The sequence below is a fragment of the Mycobacterium sp. genome (assembly GCF_035570115.1).
GTDB lineage: Bacteria > Actinomycetota > Actinomycetes > Mycobacteriales > Mycobacteriaceae > Mycobacterium.
Genome location: NZ_DATMLH010000288.1, coordinates 52823 through 77869 on the forward strand (window position 1 = coordinate 52823; position 25047 = coordinate 77869).

Genomic DNA, 25047 nt, shown 5'->3' on the forward strand with positions numbered 1-25047 from the left:
ACTTCTTGTTGCCGAAAGTGAACGGCTTATTACTTGTTATTGCCCACCAGCGACGGCCGCGCCACGGCTTCCTTGACGCGATGAGTCAACGGTGCGGCGTCGGCGCGCGGACACCGTGAGGCCGGGCCGCGATCACGGATCGAGTTCGGCGCTCAGCCCGTGCTCAAGGCGCATGGACCCCGGGAACTCGGGGTTAAAGTCAGGCTTACCAAAAGTGCTGGTGAACAGGCATACGGAGGCAAAAGTAGGTCATTCCCGAACGGACCGCCCCACAGGTTCATAGGTTAGGCTACATTTACTAAGCGTGACCGAAGTCGGTGTCGAAACGAGTTCTGTGGGCGCCCCGTCACAGTCATTCCGATTGCCGACCGAGATCGCCCCGGCGGACCTGGCGGCCGAGTTGGTCGCGGCATTGCCCGAGCGCGACGGCGATGAATACCTGCTCTACGAGCACGACGGCCAGTGGGTACTGGCCCTCGGTGTGCTGGCCATGGTCGAGTTAGACCGCGACGAGCTGCGCATCACCCGCGACGGTGTCACTCAGCGACAAACCTGGTCCGGACGGCCGGGACCGGTGCTCGGTGAGGCCGTGGACCGGCTGCTGCTGGAATGTGACCAGGCCTTCGGTTGGATCGCCTTCGAATTCGGCGCGTATCGCTTCGGTGTACAAGATCGCCTGGCGCCGCGGACCCCGCTGGCTCGGGTGTTCTGGCCCCGCACCCGCGTCGTGGTCACCGACGACGCGGTTCGACTCTTCGACGCCGAGGAACGCCACCGCGACATGGTGGACCGGTTGCTCAGCGAGGGCCTGCCGGCCGCGCCGCCCGCATCCGGGATCGATGTCGGCGCCGACAGCACCGATTACCGGGCGCGGGTAGCGGCAGCGATCGGCGAGATCGCTGCCGGCCGCTATCACAAAGTGATCCTGTCCCGGTCTGTCGACGTGCCCTTCGCGCTGGACTTCCCGGCCACCTATCGGCTGGGTCGGCGTCACAACACCCCCGCGCGCTCGTTCCTGTTGCGGCTCGCTGGTTTTCGAGCTCTTGGTTACAGCCCGGAAGTGGTGGCGGCGGTGCACCACGACGGCGCGGTGGTGACCGAACCGCTGGCCGGCACCCGGGCGCTGGGCCGCGGCGCGGCGCGTGACCGCCAAGCCCGCGACGAATTGGAATCCGACAGCAAAGAGATTGTCGAACATGCCATGTCGGTGCGCAGCTCGCTGCGCGAGATCACCGAGGTCGCCGAGCCCGGTAGTGCTGCGGTCATCGATTTCATGACCGTGCGCGAGCGCGGCAGTGTCCAGCACCTTGGCTCGACGGTCACCGGCCGACTGGACCCATCCAAGGACCGAATGGACGCGCTGGAGACGCTGTTTCCCGCGGTCACCGCCTCAGGTATCCCCAAGGCGGCCAGTGTGGACGCCATCCTGCGACTCGATGAAAGCCCGCGTGAGTTGTATTCCGGTGCGGTAGTGACGTTTTCGGCCGATGGCGGGCTCGACGCGGCGTTGACGCTACGGACCGCCTACGAACGTGACGGGCGAACCTGGCTGCGGGCCGGGGCCGGCATCATCGCCGCGTCGGATCCCGAACGGGAATTCGAGGAGACCTGCGAGAAACTCGCCACGCTGGCGCCGCATCTGGTGGCCCGTCGGCGTTAGGTGTGGCGCGTTAGCCGACTTCTGCGTCCGGCGACCGTTCCAGATATTCGGCCAGAATGCGGCTGACCAGAGACTCGATGGTCGATTCGATCGACGACGCCAAAGTGGCGGTGACGGATGCAACCGCCTGGCTACGAAACCGGACCAGCATGGTTATCAGCTCGGCGATTTCGGTGTCGGCGGGCAGTGCTTCACGTGGTTTGATCCGGTCGGCGACGTGTTCGGCCCCCGCCCGCACCAGCATCTCGCTGATCTGGTCGACCAGCGGGACAATGTGCTCGTGCAGGTCGATGAGTTTTTCCATGCTGACGCCGTAGCCGCGGATCTCTTTGAAGGCGTCGATGAGTTTCGGGCGTGTGATGGTGGCCTGGGCGCCGTCGATGCGGATCACCTGCAATCCGACCAGTCGATCGAATGCCTTGGCGTCATTGATGAGTCGTTCTGCCTCGGCCAGCGGCATAGTCGCGGCCTTCTCGGTGGTCCAGGTGCCCACGATCGCAGATTCCAGGCCGAGAACGTCGCCGAGATTCTTGCCCTCTTCCCAGGCGCTGAGCATCTCCCGGACATGCGCGATGTTGTATCCGCGGTCGAGCATCGAGGTGATCAGCCGCAGCCGAGTCAGATGAGTGTCGTTGAACAGCGCAATCCGCCCGACCCGCAACGGTGGCGGTAACAGCCCGCGGTCGCGGTAGACACGGATGTTGCGGGTCGTGGTGCCGGCTAGCCGGGCCAGGTCGTCGATGCGGTATTCACCGGACACCGGTGCGCCGTTGGGGTGGCGGACCGCCGCGTCGAAGAGCTGAGATACCGCGATCTCGATGACCTCTCGCGACTGCCGCCGAACGCGTTTGGGCGCGCGCCGCAGGTTGGCCAGGACGCCGGCGATCGTGCCGGTCTCTGCTCGTGGCGGTCGGTCGGGAGCCATCGTTCAGGCGTCCTCAGGCAGAAGTGCTGACGCGCGTATCGGCGGCGTGAGCGACCGCGTGGTAGTCGGCGAACCGGAAGTCCCGCATCTGTCGAAGATACTGCGTCGCGAATCCGGGGTACATCGAGGCGTTGAAACCGTCCTTGGTCAGATACCAACTGCTACAACCCGACATCCATGTCGTCTTGGTGAGTCGCTGCTGGATCCGCTCGTTGTAGCGGCGTTGGACGTCTTGACGGACGTCGAGGTAACGCAAGTTACTGTCCACGATGGTGGTGATACCGCGCACCACGTAGTCGAGCTGGCCCTCGATATAGACCAGTAGCGAATTATGGCCGGGCCCGGAGTTGGGACCGGTCATCAAGAACAGGTTCGGATATCCATGTGCGCTGGCACTTTTGTAAGCCTGTGCACCGCCGGCCCATTCGTCGCTCAGCGCGCGCCCAGCGAGCCCGGTGACCGGGAACGGCGGACCGGTCAAATGCACGTCGTAACCGGTGGCGAACACGATGCAGTCCAGATGGTGTTCGATGCCGTCGCTGGTGCGGATGCCGACCGGGCTCAACGTCGCGATCGGCCAGTCAATGAGCTTGCAGTTGTCCCGCTGCAGGGCGGGGTAGTAGTCGCTGGAGACCAGCATGCGTTTGCAGCCCGGGGTGAAGTCGGGTGTCAGCTGGCGGCGCAGCCACGGGTCTTTGACCTGCCTGTGCAGGTGGAAGCGGCCCAGCCGGGCGACCAACGAGGTCAACGGGGTGTTCCACACCAGCGCGGTGGCACTGGCTTCGTGTCCCCAGAACAGTGCTTGGCGAGCAAGCTGTTGAACCGCAGGGGCTTTGGTGAATACCGTTTGCACCGCGGGGGGAGTGGCGATGTCCCAACGGGGCAGCACCCAGCCTGGGGTGCGTTGGAACACCTTGACGAACTCGGCTTGCTTGACCAGCTCGGGGATGATCTGGATGGCGCTGGCCCCGGTGCCGATGACCGCAACCCGCTTGCCCGCGAAGTCGTAGTCGTGGTCCCACTGGGCGCTGTGGATCTTGTGGCCGCGGTAGGAATCGATACCCCGGATGTCGGGGAAACTGGAATCGGGCAGCGGTCCGGATGCCAGCACGACGGTGCGGGCCCGAAAACGCTTGCCGGTGGCCGTGCTTGCGGTCCACACTCCGGTGCTGTCGTCGAAGGACAACCCGGTGACCTGCTGGCCGAACCGAATGTGGCGGTGGATGTCGAATCGAGTGCTGATGTCCTCGAGGTGTGTGCGGATTTCTCCGGCTGGCGAGTAGGTCCGCGACCAGCTCGGGTTTTTGGCGAACGAAAACGAGTACAGCAGCGACGGGATATCACAGCTGGCCCCGGGGTAGCTGGTGTCACGCCAGGTTCCGCCCACCCGGTCGCTGCGCTCCAGGATGACGATGTCGTCGACGTTGGCTTGCGCCAATTTGATCGCAGCGCCGAGCCCGCTGAAGCCGGCCCCGACGATCAGCGTGGCGTAGGTATGGGCGTTCGCCATGATCAGGCCGCCGTCTTGTAGGTCAGCTCTTTGAACCAGCTCGGCACCGGCCGTAGCAGTGGTCGGGGATAGCGATCGGACAGCCACACCATGGAATTGGCCAGCAGGTGGTAGGGATGACGTGGGTTGACCACCATTGCGGAGTGCAGCTTGAGGATTTGGTAGGTGGGCACCCGCCAGGTGTGTTCGCCGCGCTCGCCGAGTTGCTTGAACCGTTTGACCGCGTTGTAGAGCCGCTCGGGCTCCATGCCCATGTCGTCAAGCTCGTTGCGCACCCGGTTGAGCAGCGGCAGATACATCAACGCGCCGATGATCAGTCCCGGTGAGGCGACGTTGCCCACGAAATCGATCGCGAGTTTCCGGGCCTTCGCATGACCGATCATGTTAAGGACCTCGAAATCCACTGCAAGGTGGCGTGATTCGTCGTTATTGATCTTTTCGAAGACCCGGTGGCAGACCGGATCGTCGACCTCGTCGAGCAGAAACTTCAGCAGCGCCCCGTCCAGTGCCACCTCGAGCATTGGGATGACGGTGCCCAGGATCGAGAGCGACATCCCGTCGGCGTAGGTGTCCAGCCATTGCATGGCCAGTCGGATGTTGACGTTCGGTTCGGGCATTTCGCCGTCGTCGAGCATGCCCCAGCGCTTCATCAACGCCAGTTCGGCATTGGCGTGGCGTTGCTCTTCCGCGTGGAAATACCGGTAGATCTCGGCCAGCGTCGCATTGGGCGCTTTTTTGGCCAGCGCCGAAAATCCGCGCGCACCGATGTTCTCGATCCAGCACAGATCGGCCATGAACGCCTTTAGCTTAGGCCGGAATTCGTCGTCGATGGTCTCGGCGCCGGGTGCCTCCCAATCGATGTCGGCAAGCGCCCATTGGCGATCCTTGATCTTGGTCAGCATCGTCTCCATGTCGATACTCATGTGCGCCCCTCCTTTTGGATTGGTGATATCAGTGCAGGGTGACCCGGGATACCAGGCCCATTCCACGGGTGTAAGTGCCCGGGACCAAGCGTTTGACGCTCCAGCCGATCTTGGCTTCGAGCTGCGGCATGCAGTACAGTTCGCCGCGATCGTGGGTGTCAAGGCAGATGCGCGCGACCTTGTCCGCTGAAAACCCAATCCACCGCGTCAGTCTCGTCGCGAGCTGCGTGGTCTCTTCCGCGATACGGCCGGATTCGACGATGTTCGTCTTGACAAAAGTAGGGCATAGCACCGTGACTTTTACTGCACTGCGAGATAATTCGCCAGCCAGGGTCTCCGATAGCGACAACACACCGGCCTTGCTGACGTTGTAGGCGGCCATGCTGGGGGCCGCGGCGAAGGCCGCGGCGGAGGCGACGTTGATGATGCCCCGCGGGCGGTTCGACGGTTCCGCCGACCGCAGGATAGGTGCGAAGACGTGGCAGCCGTGGATGGGTCCCCAGAGGTTGATGCCGAGCACCCACTGCCAGTCGTCAAGGGGGAGTTCACCGATGGGGGCACCGCCGGAGCCGACGCCGGCATTATTGATCACCAAGGTGGGTGCTGCGCCCAACCACGATTCTGACTGGGCGGCCAGTTCGCGAACGTCATCGAATCGCGATACGTCACAGGTAATCGCGACGGCCTCGCCGCCGTTGTCGATGATCGTGCTGACGGTTTTCGCGGCGGCGACTTCGTTGATGTCGCTGCAGACGACCCGACCGCCGCGGCGGGCGAGTTCGACAGCGAACGCCGCGCCAATGCCGCTGCCCGCACCGGTCACCACCGCAAGCGCGTTGTGGCTCACCTTGTTCGACCTGCGAAACGGCCCACGCATTACTAGCCTGCCTTCCCTGTCACGGCGTCAAAATCGCGGGCCCGCAACGATGTATCGATGAAACGCCCGACGTGTGCCATGGCCCTGGCGGCTTCCGGCGACAGCCGGGGCAGCGCCTGGAACACATGCACCTGGTCCGGCCACACCTGAAGTTCGCAACGACCGCCGCCGGCGCGGATATCGGCGGCGAGGTGTCGCGCGTCGGCTACCAGCATCTCGGCGCCGCCGGCCTGGATGAGTGTCGGAGGCAGCGGAGGACCGCCGGCGACGTCGAGCGCGAGGCGCTGGTGCGCGGGATCGACGCTGGCGCTGTACAACGCGACCAGACGGGCGGCATCGACGGCCCGGATCGCGGGGTCGCGGCGCAATTCTTCGCGACCGGCGGCCAGGCCGAAGGTGACGTCGATCAGCGGCGAGAACAGCACCAGCGCGGCCGGTCCGTTCGCGGCAACGTCGGATTGCAGCAGCAGGTCGACTGCGAGATGTCCGCCGGCTGAATCACCAGCGATCACAATGTGATCCGCCGTTACCCGGCGGGTCAGCCAGTCCCAGCCGGCACGCACGTCATCGGCGGCGGTGGGGAAGCGGTGCCGCGGCGCCAACCGGTAGTCGACAGCGAACACCGGCAGCCCCGTCAGCCGTGACAGCCACGACGTCAATCGCCGGTGCGTTCGCGGCGAGCACAGGGCATAGCCGCTGCCGTGGACGAAGTAAATGGCGCCCTGCTTCGCCGGTAGGCCGGGTGCCCGCACCCATTCGCCGACGATTCGGTGCCCGTCGGGCTGGACAGCGTCGATCGGCTCGACGCGGGTACCGGCCAGCGACGGCCCGAAGGCGTCCATGATGCCGGCCACGATCTGACGTGACAGCCACAAGCCCCATGCCTGCTCGGCCGGCAGCACCGCGCTGATCTGCCGCAATGTCAACGTGCTGACCAGCGCCGCAGCTCGTGAGCGCAGTGACCCCCGGGTCGGCACACCGTCCGTCATGCGATTCAGTCAACAGAAAATGGTGACATTAGTCAATGGCAAGGTTGCTGTGGTGCGAAGTCCGGTCTCGCGGCAAGCCAAGGAGGCGCTCGCCGATGATGTTGCGTTGGATTTCGTCGGTGCCACCTCCGATCCTGAGACCAGGAGCGAGCGTTGAGGCCCGTCCCCAAGCGAACGTGCCCCATTCTCCGGTGTCGGCCAACATGTTCATCCCGAGGATGTGGCTGGCGGTGTCGATGCAGTTTCGGAGGAGACGATTGCGAAGTAGTTTTAGGACGGACATCTCCGGCCCCATCAAATTGCCTTGGCGCTCGGCCGCTAGCAGGTTTGCTGCGGTGTGTTCGACTGCCGTACCGAGGACGTAGCAGTCGAGAACTGCGTCAAGGATGGTCGCCGGCAGTTGCCGTTTTTCAGCTGCCATGGCCGCAAGTTCGACAAGGCGTTGTACGACAACCCAATTCGGGTCTTCTGAGCTGTTTCCGACTGCTTTGCGCTCGCCAACGAGCGTTGCCATGGCCACTGCCCAGCCCTTGTTGACATCTCCGACTCGATGGTTGTCGGGTATGTGTAGTGCTTCGATGAACACTTCGTTGAAGTGTGCTCCGCCGCTCATCTCGCGAAGAGGGCGTACTTCGATCGCGGGGTCATGCATATCCGCGACGAACATCGTGAGCCGGCGATGGGGTATCGCATCGTCTCCGGTGCGGGCGAGAAGCAGGCCGATGTCGCTGTAGTGGCCTCCCGATGTCCACACTTTCTGGCCCGTGACGACCCATCCACCCTCGTCACGTACGGCACGGGTGGACACCGCTGATAGGTCCGAGCCCGCGCCGGGTTCTGAGAACAATTGACACGCGATGATGTCACCGCGCAATATCGCCGGTACTAGTTTTAGCTTGAGTTCTTCGGATGCCGCGGCGAGCAGTCCGGGAAGAATAATGTGCAGTGTCACGAACAGCGTGTTGAGCTTGGGCAAACGGTAGTGCGCGCAAGTCTCTTCGAAAATCTCTTGACAGCGGTGGTCAAGCGCGGCGCCACCGTATTCGCGAGGACCTGTGATCCAGGCGAGCCCTTCGTCGTATAAGGCGCGTTGCCAGGTGCGGGCTCGCTTGAGTTGCTGCTCTTCTACTGAACGTTCTGGACTGTCGAAGATCGGTACGGTGTCGGGTCGTTCGAGATCATCCTCGGCCGCCTCGCCGCAGCCCTCCGCGTGAGCATCGAGGAAATCACGGCATCGTCGCGCGAAGGGGTCGCGATCAGTTGTCGGTGTCACTGACGAAACCTGTGCTCGGGGAAAATTTGGGCGGCGAGGGCATTTTTCAGCACGGGTGGTGAGCCGCCGGCCACCAGCGCTGCCATCGCGTCGCGGTGCAGCCGCTGCGCGGAGTAGTCCAGCGTTGTTCCGTCGCCGCCGCATAGAACCATGGCATCGTGTGTCACTGTGGGCAGCATCGTGCAGCCAGACAGCTTGGCAAACGTGGAGTCCTTGGCATTGGGAAATCGACCGTCCAGGGAAGTAGAAGCCGCGCGGTAGGTCAACAGTCGGTGTGCATCGATTGCCATCCGCATGTCGACCAGGGTGTGGTAGGCCGATTGAAACTCGATGATGGGCTTGCCGTATGCCTGCCGGCGGGACGTGTAGCTCACCGCATCATCGAACGCAGCTTCGGCCAGCGCAAGGCTCAGCGTCGCGTTGTGTATGCGCTCCATGTTGAACGCCATCATCAAGTCCGAAAAGTGGCCCGGTCCGCGAATGATGTTCTCGCTCGGTATCGCACAGTCATCGAAGTGGACCTCGCCATGGGGTAGCCCACGAGTGCCGGAAAAGTGGGCGCCTCTTTCCAGTCTGAGTCCAGGCGTTCCCTTCTCAACAACCACGGCGCCGATACCGCGGTGTCCCGGTTCGTCTCCAAACCGTACAAATGTCGCGTAGAGCTCGTTGACGGGTGATCCTGTGATGAATCGCTTGGACCCGTTGATCACGTAGTTGTCGCCATCGGGTGTCGCCCTCGTCGAGAGGGCGGTGAGATCCGATCCGTGGTCTGGCTCGGTGAGTGCGATCGCGCACGCCGTCCGTCCGGTGACAATGTCAGGCAGGAACTTCTCGCGGGTCGCCTCGTTTTCTGCGCGCAGTACGATGGCCGGGCCGGGTCCGGTCGAGCCGAAGGTTGGCTCGGCGACGATCCACGACTGGGACGTCTTGATCAGAGCTTCGACAACCACCACATAGTCGGTGACCGTCAGTTCGGCTCCGCCGTATTTTGTCGGCATCGTCAACCCGCACAGGCCTGCTGCGGCCATTGCCGCGGCGACCTCCCCGTAAGGGGCCTCATCGGCGCGGTCCCATTCATCGACGTGCGAACGCCACGGCTTGGCCGCCTCGGTCGCACGTGCTTGCAACTCTCGCTGGCTGTTCGAAAGTTCGAAGTCCACTTGAACTCCTAAGTCGGTTGCGGCTGTGTTGAGGTGCAGGCCAGGTAACTCGACTGCGCGGGCTCGAAACCCAGCGAGACCGCCAGCGACTGACGATGATAGACATCGTCACCGAGCAGGAGCCGATTCGCTTGGGCGCGTTTGTAATACAAGTGGGCATCGTGTTCCCAGGTGAACCCTATGCCGCCGTGCACCTGGATGTTCTCCGCGGCGCATTGCAAGAACGCGTCGTGGCACAGGGCAGCCGCGATCGTCGATGCGACCCTAGCCTCTTCGGCGCCACCCTCAGCGGCCGATAACACCGCATGCTCCATGGTCGAACGCGACGTTTCGTAGTCGACATGCATGTCGGCGCATTTGTGTTTGATCGCTTGGAACGATCCGATAGGCCGCCCAAACTGGGTGCGGGTCTTTGCGTAGTCGATGGCGCAAGCGAGCACATGCTCGGTTGCACCGACGGATTCGGCGGCAAGATAGACGTTCGCCAGCGTCAAGGCGCGACTGAGGATGTCGATGGCTGCACCTGTGTCGCCCACCTGATGCGCCGGGGTATCCCTGAGCTCGATGCTGGCGAGGCGGCGGGTCTGGTCGATACCGGTCAAAGCGGTGCGGGTCAGCCCGGCAGCGTGGGCGCTGACCTCGAACAAGGTGATGTCGCTGGAACCGCGTGCAGCGAGCAGGATTACGTCAGCCGTAGCGCCGTCGACGACGAACATCTTCTTGCCCGTTATGCGCCACTGTCCCTGATGTTGCGTGGCCGTCGACTGAACCGCTGTCGGATCCCATTTCCAGGAGGGTTCCACCAGCGCCACCGCGGCGCGGCGCTGCCCTGCGGCCAGATCGGGCAGTAGCCGTTCGCAGGCAGCGCTATCGCCGCTTTGCATGACAACGGTTTGGGCCAGAGCGACGCTCGAAAAGTACGGTAACGGCGCTAGTCGGCGCCCGAGCTCGCGCATGACGATGGCGATCTCGACAGGCCCGCAGTCGGCGCCACCGTAACGCGCTGGTACACCCAGTCCGCAAAGCCCCAGATGGGCGAACTCCTGCCAGACGGATTCCTCATAACCCGCTGAGGTCTGCATTGCGGCCCGAATGGCCGGCGCATCGGCCTTTCGGGTCAGAAAGCTCTGTGCAAGCTCACGGAGGGATCGTTGATCGGCAGTCAGCTCGGCAATCACTGCGTACCTTTCCGGCTATGGCGCGAATCGTCTCCGCAACGCTCATGTATTATATACTGCACTATACCTATCACAGGGGTCCGGCGATGGCACACCACAGCAGCGATGGCGCGGGGTTGACCGCCTCGGAGAAAAACAGCGGAGGTGTCGGCGAACCGCCTCCGGCATCCGAGGAGGGCCGCATTGATCTGCGGGTAGACAAGGGCGTTGCCACGGTGTGGCTCAACAATCCAAAAGCGCTGAATGCCTTCACCTCCCAGATGGTCGATCAATTCCTCGAAGCACTCGACCACGTCGACGCTCAGGATCATGTCCGCGTTGTTGTCGTCACCGGGCATGGCCGAGGTTTCTGCGCCGGAGCCGACTTAAGTCTGGGCACGGAAACGTTCGCGCGTGAGGTCGATGAATCCGCGGACGATTGGCCTCCCCCTGATCGAGCTGGGACCATCGCACTGCGGATGCTGCGCTGCCGAAAGCCCCTCATTGCAGCCATCAATGGGCCCGCGGTGGGCTTCGGTGCAAGCCTCACCCTCCCCATGGATATCCGCTTGGCATCGGCTGACGCCCGTGTGGGGTTCGTCTTCGTGCGGAGAGGCATCACCCCGGACGGAACGTCCACCTGGTTCTTGCCGCGGATCGTCGGCATCAGCAGGGCAGCGGAATGGATGTTCTCCGGCCGGCTTTACCCGGCGGACGAACTGCGAGACGCAGGATTGGTTCGCGATGTTCATCCCACTTCGGAGTTGTTGGCCGCCGCCTACGCTATTGCCGACGAGCTGGTAGAGCAGTCGGCCCCGGTGTCGATCGCGTTGACCCGTCAATTGCTGTGGCGGATGTACGGTGCAGCCAATCCTGTGGACGCGCATCATCTCGAATCGAAAGCGTTGGCCAGGATCGGCTCCTCGTCGGACGCCCGCGAGGGTGTGCAAGCTTTCCTCGACCGGCGGCCCGCGTCGTTCACGATGTCGGCGTCGCGAGACGTTCCGGATTTGTTTGCCTAAGCCTCCATCTGGGCCGTGTGACACGGCGAGGTCACAAGGCGCACTCGTCCAGTGCGGCGGCAAGCTCGGAGCGCCCTCCTATACAGAGCTTTTCGTAGGCTCGCTGCAATTGGCCCTCGACCGTGCGCCTCGACAAAAAGAGCTTCTCTGCGATGCGCTTATTGGACATGCCGCTTGCAGCCAAGGTCGCCGCTTCTGCTTCGGCCCCGGTCAATGCCACACGTGACTGCGCGGTATGCAGGGCGGGCGTCAGCGCTTTCGGGCAGTGTTCGCGCAACCTGGCAGCCAATCGGCGCAGTACCGCCACCTGCTGTGTTGAGGCGTCCTTCTTGCGGGCCAACACGAGGGCTTCGGTAGCGGCTTCCGCGGCCAGCAGATGCGCGCCCATATCGGCGAATGACTGCGCGAGAGCCTGGAGTGCTTGCCAGTCTTTGGTCTCCAACGCCTTGATGTTGGCCAGTCGAGCCTGGGCTAGGTGCCCTTGCATGCGTTGGGCAATGCCGGCAGCGCGGGGGTAGAGTCGCGCGCTGTGTCCGAGCCGGGCCAAGGTGTGCAGGCAGTCGAGGGCACCGACTCGGTCACCGATGCGCTCACCGAGATCGGCTCCCTGCTCGAGATGTTGGCGCGCAGTGCATAACTCACCGTTGGCGATGCACGTCCAGGCTCGCGCGCGCAAGATCTCGACGGCGTAATAGCTTCTGGGCAATCGCAGCTTGTCGAGCTCTGCCAGGGCTTCGGCGGCCGCTGGACCCTCGCCGCTGATTGCGAGCGCGAGTACGACTTCGACAAGGCTCTGTTCGCGCAGCGCCGGTCGGCCGAGGTCGCGGAACAGTAGGGCCGCCTCGCGGGCATAGCGAAGTGATGCGTCGACATCTCCTTGTTCACCAATGGGTTTAGCCAGTTGCCACGCGAAATAGGCTTGCGCCTCGATGGAGCCCTGGGCGACGGCTTCCATGTAATGTTGGCGCGCCGTGGTGAGAGCGCATTCGAACTGGCCGGCGTACAGCCGCGCTTCGCCGCGAAAGAAGGTGTGCAGCCATGGGTAGTTGTCTAATGGCGTCGCCAAGGTCGCTTGTGCCGCGTAGCCCACGTCCGCGGCGTTCATCGCTTCGTCGCACTGCCCGAGGCGCCCGCAACCAGCTGACATGATCAAGCACGCCCACACCAGCGCAGGACCCTGGGATGTCTCCTTCAATGGCGCAGCGACTCGCACCGCAGCCTCGGGTCCGGTCGCTGCGAGGATCAACCCGGCCCGGCGGGCTGTGATCTGATCGCGTAATTGCCGCTCGCCTGTCATGGCCTCGGCGGACTCGGCGATCTGAATGCCGTGCTCGATACGCCCGCTGAACATCGCAGCTTCGAGTCTTGCCAGCGCAATTCGCGTGTGGTGGTCATCGGTCGTTGCGGTCTGCGCGAGCCCTGCCAAGGCTTTGTCGGCGTCACCGGCCCGACCCTGAAGGTAGGCGAGTTGACCGCAAAGCAGCTGTGCCGGAAATCCCGCGCCGTCGTCTGCAGCAGCTCGAGCCAGCCGGGTGGCCACTCCGAAGTCGTAGGTCCACCGCGCCTGAAATGCGGCGCGCAGCATCAAGTCTGGCCGCTGCAAACCGCCCTCCAAACACCATGTGGCGGTACGGATGAGACTCTCAGCTCCGACGTCGCCCATATTCTCGGCAATGTCGGCGAGTGCACTGGCTAGGCGACTGCGACTCACGGCGCTCAGCTGGTGGAGCAGCGCATCGGTATAGACGGGGTGCGCGATTCTGATCATCAATCCTCGACCCTCATGGCGACTGACCACGAGCCCGCGCGTCTCCAGGCTCTCTGCCAGCTCAGCGCCCCTGGGCACAAAGGCTTTCAGGTGCTTCATCTCGAGTGGTTCGCCGTAGGCGAGGACGTCAAGTACGCTGCGCTCATCTGCCGTCAGTTCAGCGAAGCGCGCATCGATCAACTCAATCAAGCGAGCCGATAAGGGAGCGCGCCCCTTGAGACGCCAGACATTCTCATCGAGCACCAGGGTCGCTGAGCGCAACGCGCCGCGCACAAGCTCACGCAAGTACAGAATATTGCCACCGCTACGCATCGCGAACTGCTGCACGGCTGAACTCTCGATCACACCACCGAGTACCGCATGCAGGACCGCCTCGACTTCACCCCTGTCGAGCACGCTCACTTCGACCCGGCTGACATGGCCGTCTTTGTAGAGCGAGAGGACCGGGTCGGGAACCGCGTCGCCGGCGCGCATGGTCGCCAGCAGCAAACACGCGTTAGCCGCGACAGCGTGGTGAATCAGGGTAGCCGAGACGGCGTCGAGCAGTTGAATGTCATCGATAAGAACCACTTTCGGAAGTTCGCCGCCGGCGGCCTTCAAACGTCGAACTGCGCGCCGCATCCACTCTGCTCGTGCCGATGGCGGCATCGGCAAGGGTTCGTCGTCGTCGAATAGTGGGCCGGCCAGGGCGCCGAAAGGAATCTGGGCGGCGGCGCGGGTGGCAGTGACATGGGCCGTGGGGAACCCTTGGCGACGAGCGCAGTCCAGCAATTCAGTCGCAAGGCGTGTCTTGCCGACTCCTGCCGGGCCCGCCAGAAGAACGGGTCTGCGCTGGTCGAACAGCAGCTGGCCCAGCTGCTCGAGAATATGGCCGCGGCCCACAAATGGCCACTGCTGATCACTGTCCCACTCGAAGTAACCGGTCAACTGCACCCTTCTTCGCCTGCTGACTCGCGCCAACCGACCGTTATTATAGTGAGCACCATCACAATCATCCAACAGCCGACGAAACCGTAGAAATTACGCATGCCGCCCCGAGGCGGGATTGGCAACCTAGTAGGCCAGCGAGTCGTCGAACAGGGGAGCTGACCGAGGGTGACTGACCAAAAACTGCATGCGCTCGCGTTGTGGCAAGAGATGGCTGCGGCAATGGCGCCGACGGATCCAGCTCTACCTCCGACGCCCGACGAGTTGCGGCGCGCCTACGACGCGTGGGCGCGCAACCACTTTCCACCACCGGCCGACCTCGTGCTCGAGCCGCTGGATGATGTAGCGGGCGTGTCAGGACTATGGGCACGGATCGACGGCAAGCAGTGCACGCGAACCGTTCTCTATTTCCACGGAGGCGGGTACATGATCGCGTCCGCGAAGGGCTACGCGAACACCGCAGCGGATCTGGCTCGCTCCGCTGAGGCCAAGGTGTTGCTGGTTGATTACCGCCTTGCGCCGGAGAATCCATTCCCCGCGGCGGTCGACGACGCGTTGGCGGCTTACCAATGGCTAAGTGCGCGCCAAGATCCGTCCACGATAGTGTTCGCGGGTGATTCGGCCGGCGGCGGCCTTGTCGCGTCGTTGCTGATCAATCTCCGCGACCGCGGTGAAGCCCTTCCCGCGGCGGGGGTGTGTATCTCGGCGTGGTTCGATATGACGCTCTCATCGGAGTCCATCACCACCAAAGCTTCGGTGGACCCCGTCATGTCCTCGGAGATGTTGCAGGGCATGGCCGCCGGGTATCTGCAAGGTGCACCAGCTGATTCGCCGCTGGCATCACCACTGCACGCCGACCTGTCCGGCCTGCCGCCACTGCTCGTCATGACCGGGACGTGGGACTCGCTGACCGATGACTCCACTCGGTTTGCCGCCAAGGCCGCAGAAGCCGGCGTCGACGTGACCTTGGAGGTGTTCGAGGAGATGTATCACTGCTGGCACATCATGACACCGGTGCTGGCGCAGAGCCGTTCCGCGATGGACATAATCGGTCAATTCTGCCGACAACATACGTGAATGGCTGACCCCAACGATCGAGTCGGCTCTCACGCGCCGATTGCGCAGCGTGTACGGCACTGACCGAGTCTATGAACCGACAGCGCGAGGCCGTCGGGGAGCGTCTCCGCCTGCTGGCCGCCTGATACCGGTGACGATCATGTGCGTCAATTGGCGGGCGACTTCGAGTGTGTCGATCGGAGCACCAGTCATCTGGTGGCGGATCACGATGCCCAGTTGCACACCGAAGATCGCCCGCCACATCACCTCAATGTTCACCCTTTCGGAGGCCCAGGACCGCACTGGCGCCGAGACCAGCGGTTGGCTCAATGCGGGTTCGACGATCTGGCGGTAGAACCGCTTGCCGCGTTCCATTTGGGAAAACACCGCGATCACGAACAGCGGAGCGAGGTCGCTCAAGATAGCGATCCCTTTTTCATTGATCGCCAACAAGGTGTCGACCGCAACGTCGCCGCGAGCAACGCACTGGCCGATCTCGTTAGCCCATGACGTCACCAATTCTGCTGCGGGGTCCTCGATGGCGGTTTGGTAGAGCTCCTCCTTGCTGTCAAACAGCCGGAACATGAACGCCTCGGTTATCCCTGCTCTGTCGGCGATCTCTTTCGTGCGTGCCATCGCAAGGCCGCTCTCAACGAAGACCTCTTGGGCTGCGGTGGAGATCTGCGCCTTACGCTCCGCCGCTGAGAGCCTGGCGGCGGGACCAGCGCCGGGTACGGCCGCATCCGTCGCCGAGGCCACGGAGCGCACCCTCGAGCGACGTTTCTGCGGCTGCAGACGCTGCTTCTGCTTGGTCGGAATGCCCTCACCGAACATTACGGCGAGCGTTCGGGCAACCACATCAGCCGGTACGGGCTGCTTGGCGAAGATCGAGTCCAACGCCAACCCAAAATGCAAGCCGAATACACCCTCGACGAGCACATCGAGTTCCAGCGAATCGACATCGAAACCGGTGACGTCCGTGATGACTGCGCTGATCGCCTGAGTGAACTTCGGCAGCACGACGTCGGAGAAGTAGTCGCGACCGGCCTCTGGCACCGAGAACAACGCGGCCGCCAGCAGCGGCGCCATTTCCCTCATGCTTGCGTAAAGCACCGCGTGGAAACGTTCGAATAAGGCCAAGCGCGACTGGCCGGCCTGTGTCGTCTCAGTGACTGCCGCAGCCAATCGGTCGACCAGATCATCGAGGGGGTCGGTCACCGCAGCCTGATAAATCTCGTTTTTGTTCGCAAAACGGACGTACACGAGATTTTCGGTGATCCCCGCCCGTTCGGCGATATCGCGCACCCGCGTGCCGGCGAAACCATATTCGAGGAAGACAGATCTCGCTGCCGCGATGATCTGCGCACGACGGTCCTCGGGGGTCATGCGGCGGCGCTTTCGCGTAGCGTTAGCCGCCACTGAAATCTCCTATCCCCACGGTGTCACCTCTTGGAGCTCCGTCCGACCAAGCCGTGGATGTGCCTCACGATGATATGACGAGCGGTGCACCGATCCGCCGTTTGCCGCCCCGAACGGCTCGCCGTCGTCTGTGCAGCAGCCCTCATTTCTTGCGTCTGGATTCCGTCGTGTGATACCACCTATTATAGCTAGTACTAAACCAACAGGATTGGCTTTGCTTCATAGTTATTTGGTCTATACGAGGAGGACTAGTCCCGGTGAGTCACGACATAGACGTCGCAGTCGAGGGTCAGCGGTTCTCGTTGATCACCGAACACGCGTTAGACGCCCTTCGATCGATGATCGGTGTGAAGATCACCGATACCGTGGAACCTTGGTGTTATGAGGTGACGCGCGACAACATTCGCCACTACGCGCACGGCATCGGTGATGACAACCCGTTGTGGTGCGAGCCGGCCTACGCCGAGAAGTCCTCGCACAAAGCGCTTTTGGCCCCGCCCTCATTCTTGTTCGCGCTCAGCCGCATTTACTCGGGTTATGTTGGCGGATTGCCGGGAGTGCACGCGATGTGGTCGGGTGCCTCGACGAAATGGCACCGGGCGCTACGCCGCGGCGACGAGGTCCAGACCGAGTCCTACCTCAAAGATCTGGTGGAGCACCAGACCGAGTTCGCTGGGCGCGCCATCCAGCAGATCTACCACGTCGACTTCTATGTGGCCGGAGAACTCGTTGCAGAAGCAGATTCGTGGTGCTTTCGCACCGAACGTGACACCGCGCGCGAGCGGGGCAAATACCAAGCCGCTCGCGAGGATGAGCCTCGGTACAGCTACGACGACCTCGAAGCTGTCGCGCAGGGATACCGAGACGAGAAACCCCGCGGTGCCACCCCGCTCTACGTCGATGAGGTCAGCGTGGGCGACAGCCTTCCGGTCATGACGAAGGGGCCCATGACAGTGACCGGTTTCATCGCCTTCGCCCAAGGGTGGGGTGGACTCTACATCCGGGCGAACCGTCTGGCACACAATCAATTGCAGCGACACCCGAATCTGGGCATACCCGACCGGTTCGGCATTCGCGATGTGCCTGAGCGAGTGCACTGGGATGATGATCTTGCCCGGCTCGTCGGAACCCCACGAGCCTATGACTATGGACCAGAACGCGTGTCGTGGCTTACCCATCACATCACGGACTGGATAGGCGATGACGGGTTCCTGGTTGAACACAGCTCGCAGGTCCGCAGGCACAATCCCACCGGCGACGTCATCCAGATCAGCGGGACCGTGACTGCCGTGGACCCCGACGCTGGCCTGGTCACCGTCGACCAAACCGCACGCCAGCAAGACGGCGAGCTTTCTGCCACGGGAACCGCGTTGGTTCGCTTGCCCGTTCGTCGCTCGCGATGACACCGACCGTTCGGGGCGCAGCGCGCTGGGGTAGCGAGGTCACCGAAACCCCCGACGGCCGGCGCTATACCCATCGTCCCCGCTGCGTCGGCGACCTGGTGACCGACTTCGCTCGCTGGGGCGATCGTGCGGTGTTCGTTGCCGGCGCGCGCCGGATCACCTTCACCGATCACCTGACCGACATCGACGAAGTCGCCCGGGAACTGAGACGACGCGGACTTGGCCCCGGGCAACGGATCGTCATCTTGGCAAGCAACTCACCGGAATGGGTTGCGGCGTTTTGGGCTATCGCGAAGATTGGCGCTACCGCCGTGTTTGCCAACATGTGGTGGAGCGACGCCGACCTGTCCGACACGCTCGACAGAGTTCAGCCTGCGCTCGTTGTCGCTGATGACGACCACTGTAATCGACCTGCAGTGGAACCCTGGCCACTGCTGAAGATCTCGACGCTACGCGCTCTCGTCGATGGCCAACCGAGCGGTACGACAGAGCCCAGTCACCTTTCGCACGAGTCGGACCCAGCCGCAATCTTTTTCACCTCCGGCACAGAAGGCGCACCCAAAGGTGTGGTCCTGAGCCAGGGGGCCGTGGTCGCAAACATCCAGAACGTGTTGGTGCGGACCCGACGGTTGCCAGATCAGCTTCCCGACGATCACAGGGGCACTGTCAGCCTCATGTGTTTACCGCTGTTCCACGTCGGCGGATTTCAAACTCTGGTTTCCGCGCAACTGTCCGGTGGGCGACTTCTGTTCTTGGATGGGAACTTCAGCGCCGAAAAGGTGCTGAGCATGATCCAGCGTGAGAGAGCGACCTTCTTCGGCGCGGTTCCCACGATGATCGCTCGCGTCCTCGAAAGCCCGCAGCTCGACCAGTACGACACCTCCAGTTTGGTATCGGTCGCCATGGGCGGCTCGCTGGTCGTCCCCGAACTCGCGGAAAAGATCGCTCGGGGACTACCGTCGGCCCGTCGCAGCATCAGCAGCATTTACGGTCAAACCGAGTCTGGTGGTGCGCTCACCGCCGCCGGGGGCACCGAGCTGCTGGATAAGCCTGGATGCGTAGGAAAGCCGTTACCCACCAGCGAAATACGGATCTCAAGCCCCGACGGCGAGGGAGTCGGCGAGGTTGTGGCTAAAGCGCCGACATTGATGTCGGGATTTCTGAACGACGCTCAGGCGGCCAACCCGATCGACGCCGAAGGATGGCTGCACACCGGCGATTTAGGACGCGTGGACGCCGACGGCTACCTCTACATCGTGGGCCGCCTGCGCGACATCATCATCCGCGGCGGCGAGAACATCGCCCCCGGTCATGTCGAGGACAGGCTTCTGCAGTATCCAGGCGTGCGCGACGTTGCGGTCGTAGCCCTGGCCCACCCGTCGTTAGGCGAAGAAGTGGGCGCCGCCGTGGTTGTCCGGCCCGACGTCGCCATCGATGTCAGAGACATACGCGACTTTGCCGCGGCCACTCTCGCACACTTCGAAGTTCCGTCGCGATGGTGGATCAGCGCTGAACCACTGCCGCTGAACAGCACTGGGAAGGTCGCGAAGCGCGAAATCGTGGACCGATGGATCGACACCCACGCTAATTAGAAAGGAAGGTCGCCATGGGGCGTCTTGACGGAAAGGTGGCCATCGTCACCGGCGCGGGCCGCGGTATCGGCCGCGGGGAAGCCCTCGCGTTAGCCGCGGAGGGAGCCCAGGTCGTTGTCAACGACCTGGGCGGGGCCTGGGACGGAGAAGGCGCCGACCAGCGGCCAGCCGCGGCCGTCGCCGAAGAGATCGGCCAGCTCGGTGGGGCGGCCACAGCCAACTTTGACAGTGTCACGGACCCCGATGGCGCCGACCGCATGGTCAGCCAGGCGATCGCAACGTTTGGGCGGATAGACATCCTGGTCAACAACGCGGGAATCCTCCGCGACGGAATGCTTTTCAGCATCGAACCGAAAGACTGGGCGGAGGTGATCAACATGCACCTGATGGGTCACTTCCTGCCCACCCGCGCCGTGTCGCAGCACTGGCGGGCCGAGAGCAAAGCCGGAAATACCAGCCATCGCGCCATCATCAACACCACAAGCGAATCCGGCTTATTCGGCAACGCGGGGCAATCAAACTATGACGCGGCAAAGATGGGGATCGTCTCCTTCACCATCGCCGCGGCCCGAGAAACGGCGAAATACGGTGTCACGGTGAACGCCATCGCTCCACGGGCTCGCACGCGGCTGACTACAACGACGTTCGAGAAATCGAACCGGGCCGCCGAATTCGCCACCGAAGAACACGGATTCGACGCGATGGATCCCGACAATATTGCACCGTTCGTGACCTTCCTGGCGACGGATGAAGCTGCCGATATCACCGCACAGACCTTCATCGTTTGCGGCGGCGCCGTCGCGCACGTGAAGCTACCGCAGGTCAGCGACATCTTGTTCAAGGAAGGGAAATGGACCCTCGATGAATTGGCCAGGCGGCGGGACGAACTCTTCAAAAACCTCGGGCCAGACGTCTATGAAGGCCCGCGCGGGTATGCGCGGCTGCCGAAGCAGTGAGATATAACTCAACGACATCATCGGAGAGACCGGTGCCACTGAACCATGAAGCCGTCGGAATTACCACTGACGCAGTCGAAGTAGCATGGACAAGCAAAGATTCCATCCTCTACGCCCTGGGTGTAGGTTGCGGTGTCAATGACCTACAGTTCACCACCGAGAACTCCAAAGGCATTGAGCTGCAGACCCTGCCCTCGATGCCTGTCGTGCTGGCGCGCACACCTATCCTCCACATGGTCGGTGACATCGACTGGACCAAGCTCGTGCACGCAGCACAGCGCGTGTCGGTGCACCGACCGGTGCCGCCCAAGGGATCTGCGAACAACGTGGCTACGGTGACCGGCATCTATGACAAAGGCAAAGCAGCCATTGTCGTGACGGAGACTGTCGGCCGTGACGCTCTAACCGACGAGATGCTGTGGACCTCGACAATGCAGCTCTACATTCGTGGGGCTGGCGGATGGGGCGGAGACAAAGGGCCGTCGCTTCGAGCGGAACTCCCGCAGCGCCAACCCGATCTATCGGTCACCGCGCCCACCGGTCAAGACCAAGCGTTGCTCTATCGGCTGTCGGGCGACCGGAATCCGCTTCACTCCGATCCGGCATTCGCGCGGGCGGCGGGCTTTGATCGGCCGATCCTGCACGGCCTGTGTACCTTTGGTGTGTCAACTCGCGTCATCGTCGAGGCCGTCGCCGGTGGTGACGGTGCGCGCGTGCACTCAGTAGCCGGCTCATTTGCCTCGCCGGTGTTTCCCGGTGATCCATTGACCGTAGACATATGGCGGATGGACCAGGACGACTTAGCGTTTCGCACACGAGTCAACGACACCGACGTCATCACCGGTGGGTCGTGCGAACTTGTCTGACTCGGATTCTCCCATCCCGAGCTCAGACAATGGATCGCGGTTTGTTGGCCCAATAGGGGCCACGGAGTTCTCGTTTGAGAACTTTGCCCGCCGGGCTTCGGGGCAAGATGGTAACGAATTCGACTGTTTTGGGTGCCTTGACCGAACCCACCCGACGCTTGCAGTGCTCGATCAACGCAGCCTGGTTGATCTCGGCGCCGGCGTTGAGCTCGACGCAGGCGTGCACGGATTCTCCCCATTGTTCGCTGGGGATGCCGATGACGGCGCAGTCGGCTACCTCGGTGAGTTCGAGGATGGCTTGTTCGACCTCGAACGGAAAAACGTTGAACCCGCCCGAGATGATGACATCGCGGACTCGGTCGGTGATGAAGACGTAGCCGTCATCGTCGCGGTGGCCAATGTCGCCGGTGTGGTGCCAGCCATGACGTTGCACGTCGGCGGTCGCTACCGGATCGTCGAGGTAGCGCATCATCGCCGTGGGTCCACGCAGCACAATCTCACCTGTTTCACCCGGCGGAAGGATGGTGCCGTCTGCTGCCATCGCCTCGAGCTGCGCGCTGACGAATGTTGGTCTCCCGCAGGACAATAGGTGTTGCGTATCACCCGACTTCACCGCGCGGGCAACGTCTGTGGGCGACATCCAGGTCAGCGGGAATCCCGCTTCTGTCTGTCCGTAGGCCTGCCCGATTACCGGTCCCAAGGTGTGCACCGCATCGCGGACTCGGTCCGGGGCGATCGGAGCACCCCCGACAATCACGTAGCGCAGGGAAGATAGATCCGACTCCCGCAGCGCCGGGTGAGACAGCAGGCGGTAAAGCAACGTCGGCGGCAGGAAGATCGTGGTGACCCGATCTTCCTCCAGGCGCCGGATGACTTCTGCAACCTCGGGTGCGGAAACGCAGATCGTCGTACCACCGAACTGCAGCTGTGCCAATGCGATCATCCCGCCTGCGTGGGTGATTGGTGCCACGGCCAAATTCACAGGCGGCTCATCGAAGTGCCAGCAGGTCGCCCAGGCAAGGGTCGACATGAGCAAGAAGTCGTGGGAAGCCTGGGTGATTTTCGGTTCACCTGTGGTGCCCCCGGTGACTCCCTGGCAACCCAGCGCCTTTCCGGGGATGACTAATTCCAAGGGCGCCGCCGAATAGGCCTGCGTCCAGTGCGTGACCGATGGGTAATCGGTGTCGGCTGAATCAACGCACAATATGCGGGTCAAAGTCGGAACATTATCGGTTAGGAAAGCGACTTTGTCGGCGACGGAGGAGTGAAAGAACAAGATCCGGCAGCCGCCGCGCCGCAGCACCTCGGCCGTGACCTCAATCGGAGCGCCCAGATTGACGTTGCACCAAGCGCCTCCAGCGCGCAGGGCGCCGAGCATCGCCACTATTGTTCGCGAGTCGTTCGGGCTGATGAGAGCGAACGGAGTTTCCACCGTGCTGCCATCGTCAGCCAGCGCTCGGGCGATCTTGTTGACTGCGGCGAATGCCGCCGAAAACGTTATTTCGCCGCCGTGCCCACCAAAACCGCATCGTGTGGGCCAGCAGCGGGCTGCTGTTCTCAGGTGATCGGTCACATGCATTTCGCGATGCCCTGACTGACGGGCAGCGTGCATTTGTTGCGTTCAGCGCTCACCCGTAACAGTTAACGCCGGCGCGCTGGCGTGCCGAAGCGTATCGACTACGCTCTGCAACTCGGCTCAGCGCATGGGCTGATCAACCGCGGCGTCGATGCGGCTGCGGCTACGTAGCGTAGCTATTACGCATGTTCCCGTGCCCGAGCCGTGGTGCTCTTCTCTTTAACTGGCTGTATCACCAAGCAAAAAGGAGAGCCGGCATTCAATGAAGTACGGGATATTGTGGGAGATGCAACTCGGGCCTCGGCCATGGGCGCACAAGGCTGAGTACAACCATTACTGGGACGCCATCGAGCAGGCCAAGCTCGCGGAACGTGTTGGCTTCGACTATGCCTGGCATGTCGAGCACCATTTCCTCACGGAGTACTCGCATGGCTCTTCTCCAGAGATCTGGCTTTCGGCGCTCGCTCAGCACACCGAGCGGATCCGTATCGGTCATGGGGTCGTTCTGTTGCCGCCCAACTTCAACCCGCCGTTCCATGTGGCTGAACGGATCGCTGCGCTGGACATTCTGTCGAAGGGCCGTGTCGAGTTCGGAACTGGTCGCGCCGCTACGGCAAGCGAATTGGACGCCTATGGGATCGATCCTGCTGACGCCCGCGGGATGTGGTTGGAGGCCATGCGGGAAATCCCGAAGATGTGGCGAGATGAGCCGTACCCGGGTATCGACGGCACCTTCATGAAGCTGCCGTCGCGCGAGGTCTGGCCGAAACCGGTCCAACGCCCTGGCCCTCCAATGTGGATGGCCGCGAGCAGTCCTGAAAGCTTTGAGATCGCCGGCCGCAACGGTTTGGGTGTTCTCGCGTTCATTATCGGCCATGCCGAGAAACTCGCGCCGTTGATCGAGGTATACCGCGACGCGATCAAGCAATGCCCGAAGCCGCCGGAAGAGATCAACGATCAGATTGCGGCCTATGTGCTGACTCACTGCGCCGAATCACGCGACGAGGCGCGCGCGGTAGGCGGTCCCGCGGTCGAGTGGTACAGCGCGAGCGTATTCCAGCTCTTCTCAACCGTGTCAGGCAAGCCCGGCTACGAGATCTACGCGAAGATGCTGCCAGAAGACGCCGCCGACATTGAGCGGCTCGTAGGCAAGTACGGCAACGTCATCGACGCGTTGATTGACTTGGGTGTGATCAGTGTCGGCACTCCTGACGAGTGTGTGAACACGATCAACTCTTTCGCAGCTCTCGATGTCGATCAGATCATCACCAGTCACGCAATTGGCGGGATACCTCACGAGAAGGTCATGCGTTCGATCGAGCTGTTCGGGACCGAGGTCATGCCCAGGGTTGCTGCATCGGAGTCCGTTTCTGCGTAACGGTTTTGGCGCGTTCAAGCACTAATGTCGCCGCGCCGCAAAGCAGGTACTGGCGTCGCGGTCGGCTGGCGGCCACCCGCCAGCTGCGGTCAAGTTGCGGGCGGGGCAGGCGGCGCGGGCGGAATTGCCCCGTCGCAGCCACCAGGCGGTGGCGGTGCCGGGAAAGTATTGTTGCCGCTGTCGCCGACGCAGTCGTAATACCATTTCGGTCCGCCGATGTATGTTTTCATCCACTGGTGCCAGTAGGACCCGTCCGGGTACTTCTCGCCGTCGCACACTCCCAGACTGCCAAAACCCCATTGCCCACCCGGGCAGTAGCTCTTCGTCATGTCCGGCTTGTGCGGGTCTGGCGGATCAGCGCTGGCAACCGCAGCAGAAGACGCAATCGCCGCAGCAGCGCCGAGGATCGCAGCGCTGAGGCGAAGAAGTTTGAACTTCATCTCGACTCCATGCGGGTAACAACGCCGAGAGCGCCAAATCCATTACACATGCGACGAACGTCACGGTGGCGAAACAGTGCATGAGCCGTGAGCCAGCTCGTAGCGCCGCAGGTCAGAGCGCCACGTCGGCCGCTATGACTTCGTCGCGGTCGTCTCGACTCTTCGCTCCG

The 25047-nt window shown here is 62.8% G+C and carries 20 protein-coding genes; 8 read left to right on the forward strand and 12 right to left on the reverse strand.

Annotation, left to right across the window (positions count from 1 at the left end):
• The first annotated feature begins 304 nt into the window (after positions 1-304).
• A complete protein-coding gene (locus tag VNW74_RS27415) occupies positions 305-1660 on the forward strand; it encodes a salicylate synthase (RefSeq protein WP_325682725.1) in 1356 nt (451 codons plus the stop codon).
• A gap of 10 nt (positions 1661-1670) precedes the next feature.
• Here VNW74_RS27415 and VNW74_RS27420 read toward each other — a convergent pair whose 3' ends face one another.
• Genes VNW74_RS27420 through VNW74_RS27455 form a run of 8 tightly spaced genes read right to left on the reverse strand, consistent with a single transcriptional unit; the run spans position 1671 to position 10495 of the window.
• Positions 1671-2585, reverse strand: coding sequence for a MerR family transcriptional regulator (locus VNW74_RS27420; protein WP_325682727.1), 915 nt, complete (start codon positions 2583-2585; stop codon positions 1671-1673).
• A 13-nt stretch (positions 2586-2598) separates the two neighbouring features.
• A complete protein-coding gene (locus VNW74_RS27425; RefSeq protein WP_325682765.1) occupies positions 2599-4101 on the reverse strand; it encodes an NAD(P)/FAD-dependent oxidoreductase in 1503 nt (500 codons plus the stop codon).
• On the reverse strand, positions 4098-5018 hold the full coding sequence (locus tag VNW74_RS27430) for a ferritin-like domain-containing protein (protein WP_325682729.1): 921 nt from the start codon (positions 5016-5018) through the stop codon (positions 4098-4100). Before VNW74_RS27430 ends, VNW74_RS27425 begins: the two co-directional genes overlap by 4 nt.
• A gap of 28 nt (positions 5019-5046) precedes the next feature.
• Positions 5047-5895, reverse strand: coding sequence for an SDR family NAD(P)-dependent oxidoreductase (locus VNW74_RS27435; RefSeq protein WP_325682730.1), 849 nt, complete (start codon positions 5893-5895; stop codon positions 5047-5049).
• 2 nt (positions 5896-5897) lie between these two features.
• Positions 5898-6884 (reverse strand): alpha/beta hydrolase, encoded by a 987-nt coding sequence (locus VNW74_RS27440; RefSeq protein ID WP_325682732.1) that lies wholly within the window; start codon positions 6882-6884, stop codon positions 5898-5900.
• Between the two features lie 28 nt (positions 6885-6912).
• Complete coding sequence (locus VNW74_RS27445) at positions 6913-8157, reverse strand: acyl-CoA dehydrogenase family protein (protein WP_325682734.1); 1245 nt, start codon at positions 8155-8157, stop codon at positions 6913-6915.
• On the reverse strand, positions 8154-9317 hold the full coding sequence (locus VNW74_RS27450; protein WP_325682736.1) for an acyl-CoA dehydrogenase family protein: 1164 nt from the start codon (positions 9315-9317) through the stop codon (positions 8154-8156). Before VNW74_RS27450 ends, VNW74_RS27445 begins: the two co-directional genes overlap by 4 nt.
• 8 nt (positions 9318-9325) lie before the next feature.
• Positions 9326-10495, reverse strand: a complete 1170-nt coding sequence (locus VNW74_RS27455) for an acyl-CoA dehydrogenase family protein (RefSeq protein WP_325682738.1) — start codon at positions 10493-10495, stop codon at positions 9326-9328.
• Between the two features lie 86 nt (positions 10496-10581).
• On the opposite strand from VNW74_RS27455, the gene VNW74_RS27460 reads away from it, so the two are divergent.
• Complete coding sequence (locus tag VNW74_RS27460; protein WP_325682740.1) at positions 10582-11496, forward strand: enoyl-CoA hydratase-related protein; 915 nt, start codon at positions 10582-10584, stop codon at positions 11494-11496.
• A 31-nt stretch (positions 11497-11527) separates the two neighbouring features.
• Here the strand turns inward: VNW74_RS27460 and VNW74_RS27465 are convergent, their stop codons facing one another.
• Positions 11528-14197 carry an AAA family ATPase gene (locus VNW74_RS27465; protein ID WP_325682742.1) on the reverse strand — a complete coding sequence of 890 codons (2670 nt, stop codon included), beginning with the start codon at positions 14195-14197 and terminating at the stop codon, positions 11528-11530.
• A 162-nt stretch (positions 14198-14359) separates the two neighbouring features.
• Between VNW74_RS27465 and VNW74_RS27470 the strand changes: the two genes are divergently transcribed.
• Positions 14360-15268, forward strand: coding sequence for an alpha/beta hydrolase (locus VNW74_RS27470; RefSeq protein WP_325682744.1), 909 nt, complete (start codon positions 14360-14362; stop codon positions 15266-15268).
• 69 nt (positions 15269-15337) lie between these two features.
• Here VNW74_RS27470 and VNW74_RS27475 read toward each other — a convergent pair whose 3' ends face one another.
• The gene (locus VNW74_RS27475) at positions 15338-16633 is read right to left on the reverse strand and encodes a TetR/AcrR family transcriptional regulator (protein WP_325682746.1); all 1296 of its coding nucleotides are present in this window, start codon (positions 16631-16633) and stop codon (positions 15338-15340) included.
• Between the two features lie 290 nt (positions 16634-16923).
• On the opposite strand from VNW74_RS27475, the gene VNW74_RS27480 reads away from it, so the two are divergent.
• Genes VNW74_RS27480 through VNW74_RS27495 form a run of 4 tightly spaced genes read left to right on the forward strand, consistent with a single transcriptional unit; the run spans position 16924 to position 21483 of the window.
• Entirely contained in the window at positions 16924-18069 is a 1146-nt protein-coding gene (locus VNW74_RS27480; RefSeq protein ID WP_325682748.1) for an FAS1-like dehydratase domain-containing protein, read from the forward strand.
• Positions 18066-19661 carry a class I adenylate-forming enzyme family protein gene (locus VNW74_RS27485; protein ID WP_325682750.1) on the forward strand — a complete coding sequence of 532 codons (1596 nt, stop codon included), beginning with the start codon at positions 18066-18068 and terminating at the stop codon, positions 19659-19661. Before VNW74_RS27480 ends, VNW74_RS27485 begins: the two co-directional genes overlap by 4 nt.
• A gap of 14 nt (positions 19662-19675) precedes the next feature.
• Positions 19676-20617, forward strand: coding sequence for an SDR family NAD(P)-dependent oxidoreductase (locus tag VNW74_RS27490; RefSeq protein WP_325682752.1), 942 nt, complete (start codon positions 19676-19678; stop codon positions 20615-20617).
• A gap of 32 nt (positions 20618-20649) precedes the next feature.
• On the forward strand, positions 20650-21483 hold the full coding sequence (locus VNW74_RS27495; protein WP_325682755.1) for a MaoC/PaaZ C-terminal domain-containing protein: 834 nt from the start codon (positions 20650-20652) through the stop codon (positions 21481-21483).
• Between the two features lie 22 nt (positions 21484-21505).
• Here the strand turns inward: VNW74_RS27495 and VNW74_RS27500 are convergent, their stop codons facing one another.
• Positions 21506-23062: a class I adenylate-forming enzyme family protein gene (locus VNW74_RS27500; protein ID WP_325682757.1), complete on the reverse strand. Its 1557-nt coding sequence runs from the start codon at positions 23060-23062 to the stop codon at positions 21506-21508.
• A 259-nt stretch (positions 23063-23321) separates the two neighbouring features.
• Between VNW74_RS27500 and VNW74_RS27505 the strand changes: the two genes are divergently transcribed.
• Positions 23322-24437, forward strand: coding sequence for an LLM class flavin-dependent oxidoreductase (locus VNW74_RS27505; protein WP_325682759.1), 1116 nt, complete (start codon positions 23322-23324; stop codon positions 24435-24437).
• A gap of 89 nt (positions 24438-24526) precedes the next feature.
• On the opposite strand, the gene VNW74_RS27510 is transcribed toward VNW74_RS27505, so the two are convergent.
• Positions 24527-24877, reverse strand: coding sequence for a hypothetical protein (locus tag VNW74_RS27510; RefSeq protein WP_325682761.1), 351 nt, complete (start codon positions 24875-24877; stop codon positions 24527-24529).
• Between the last annotated feature and the right edge of the window lie 170 nt (positions 24878-25047).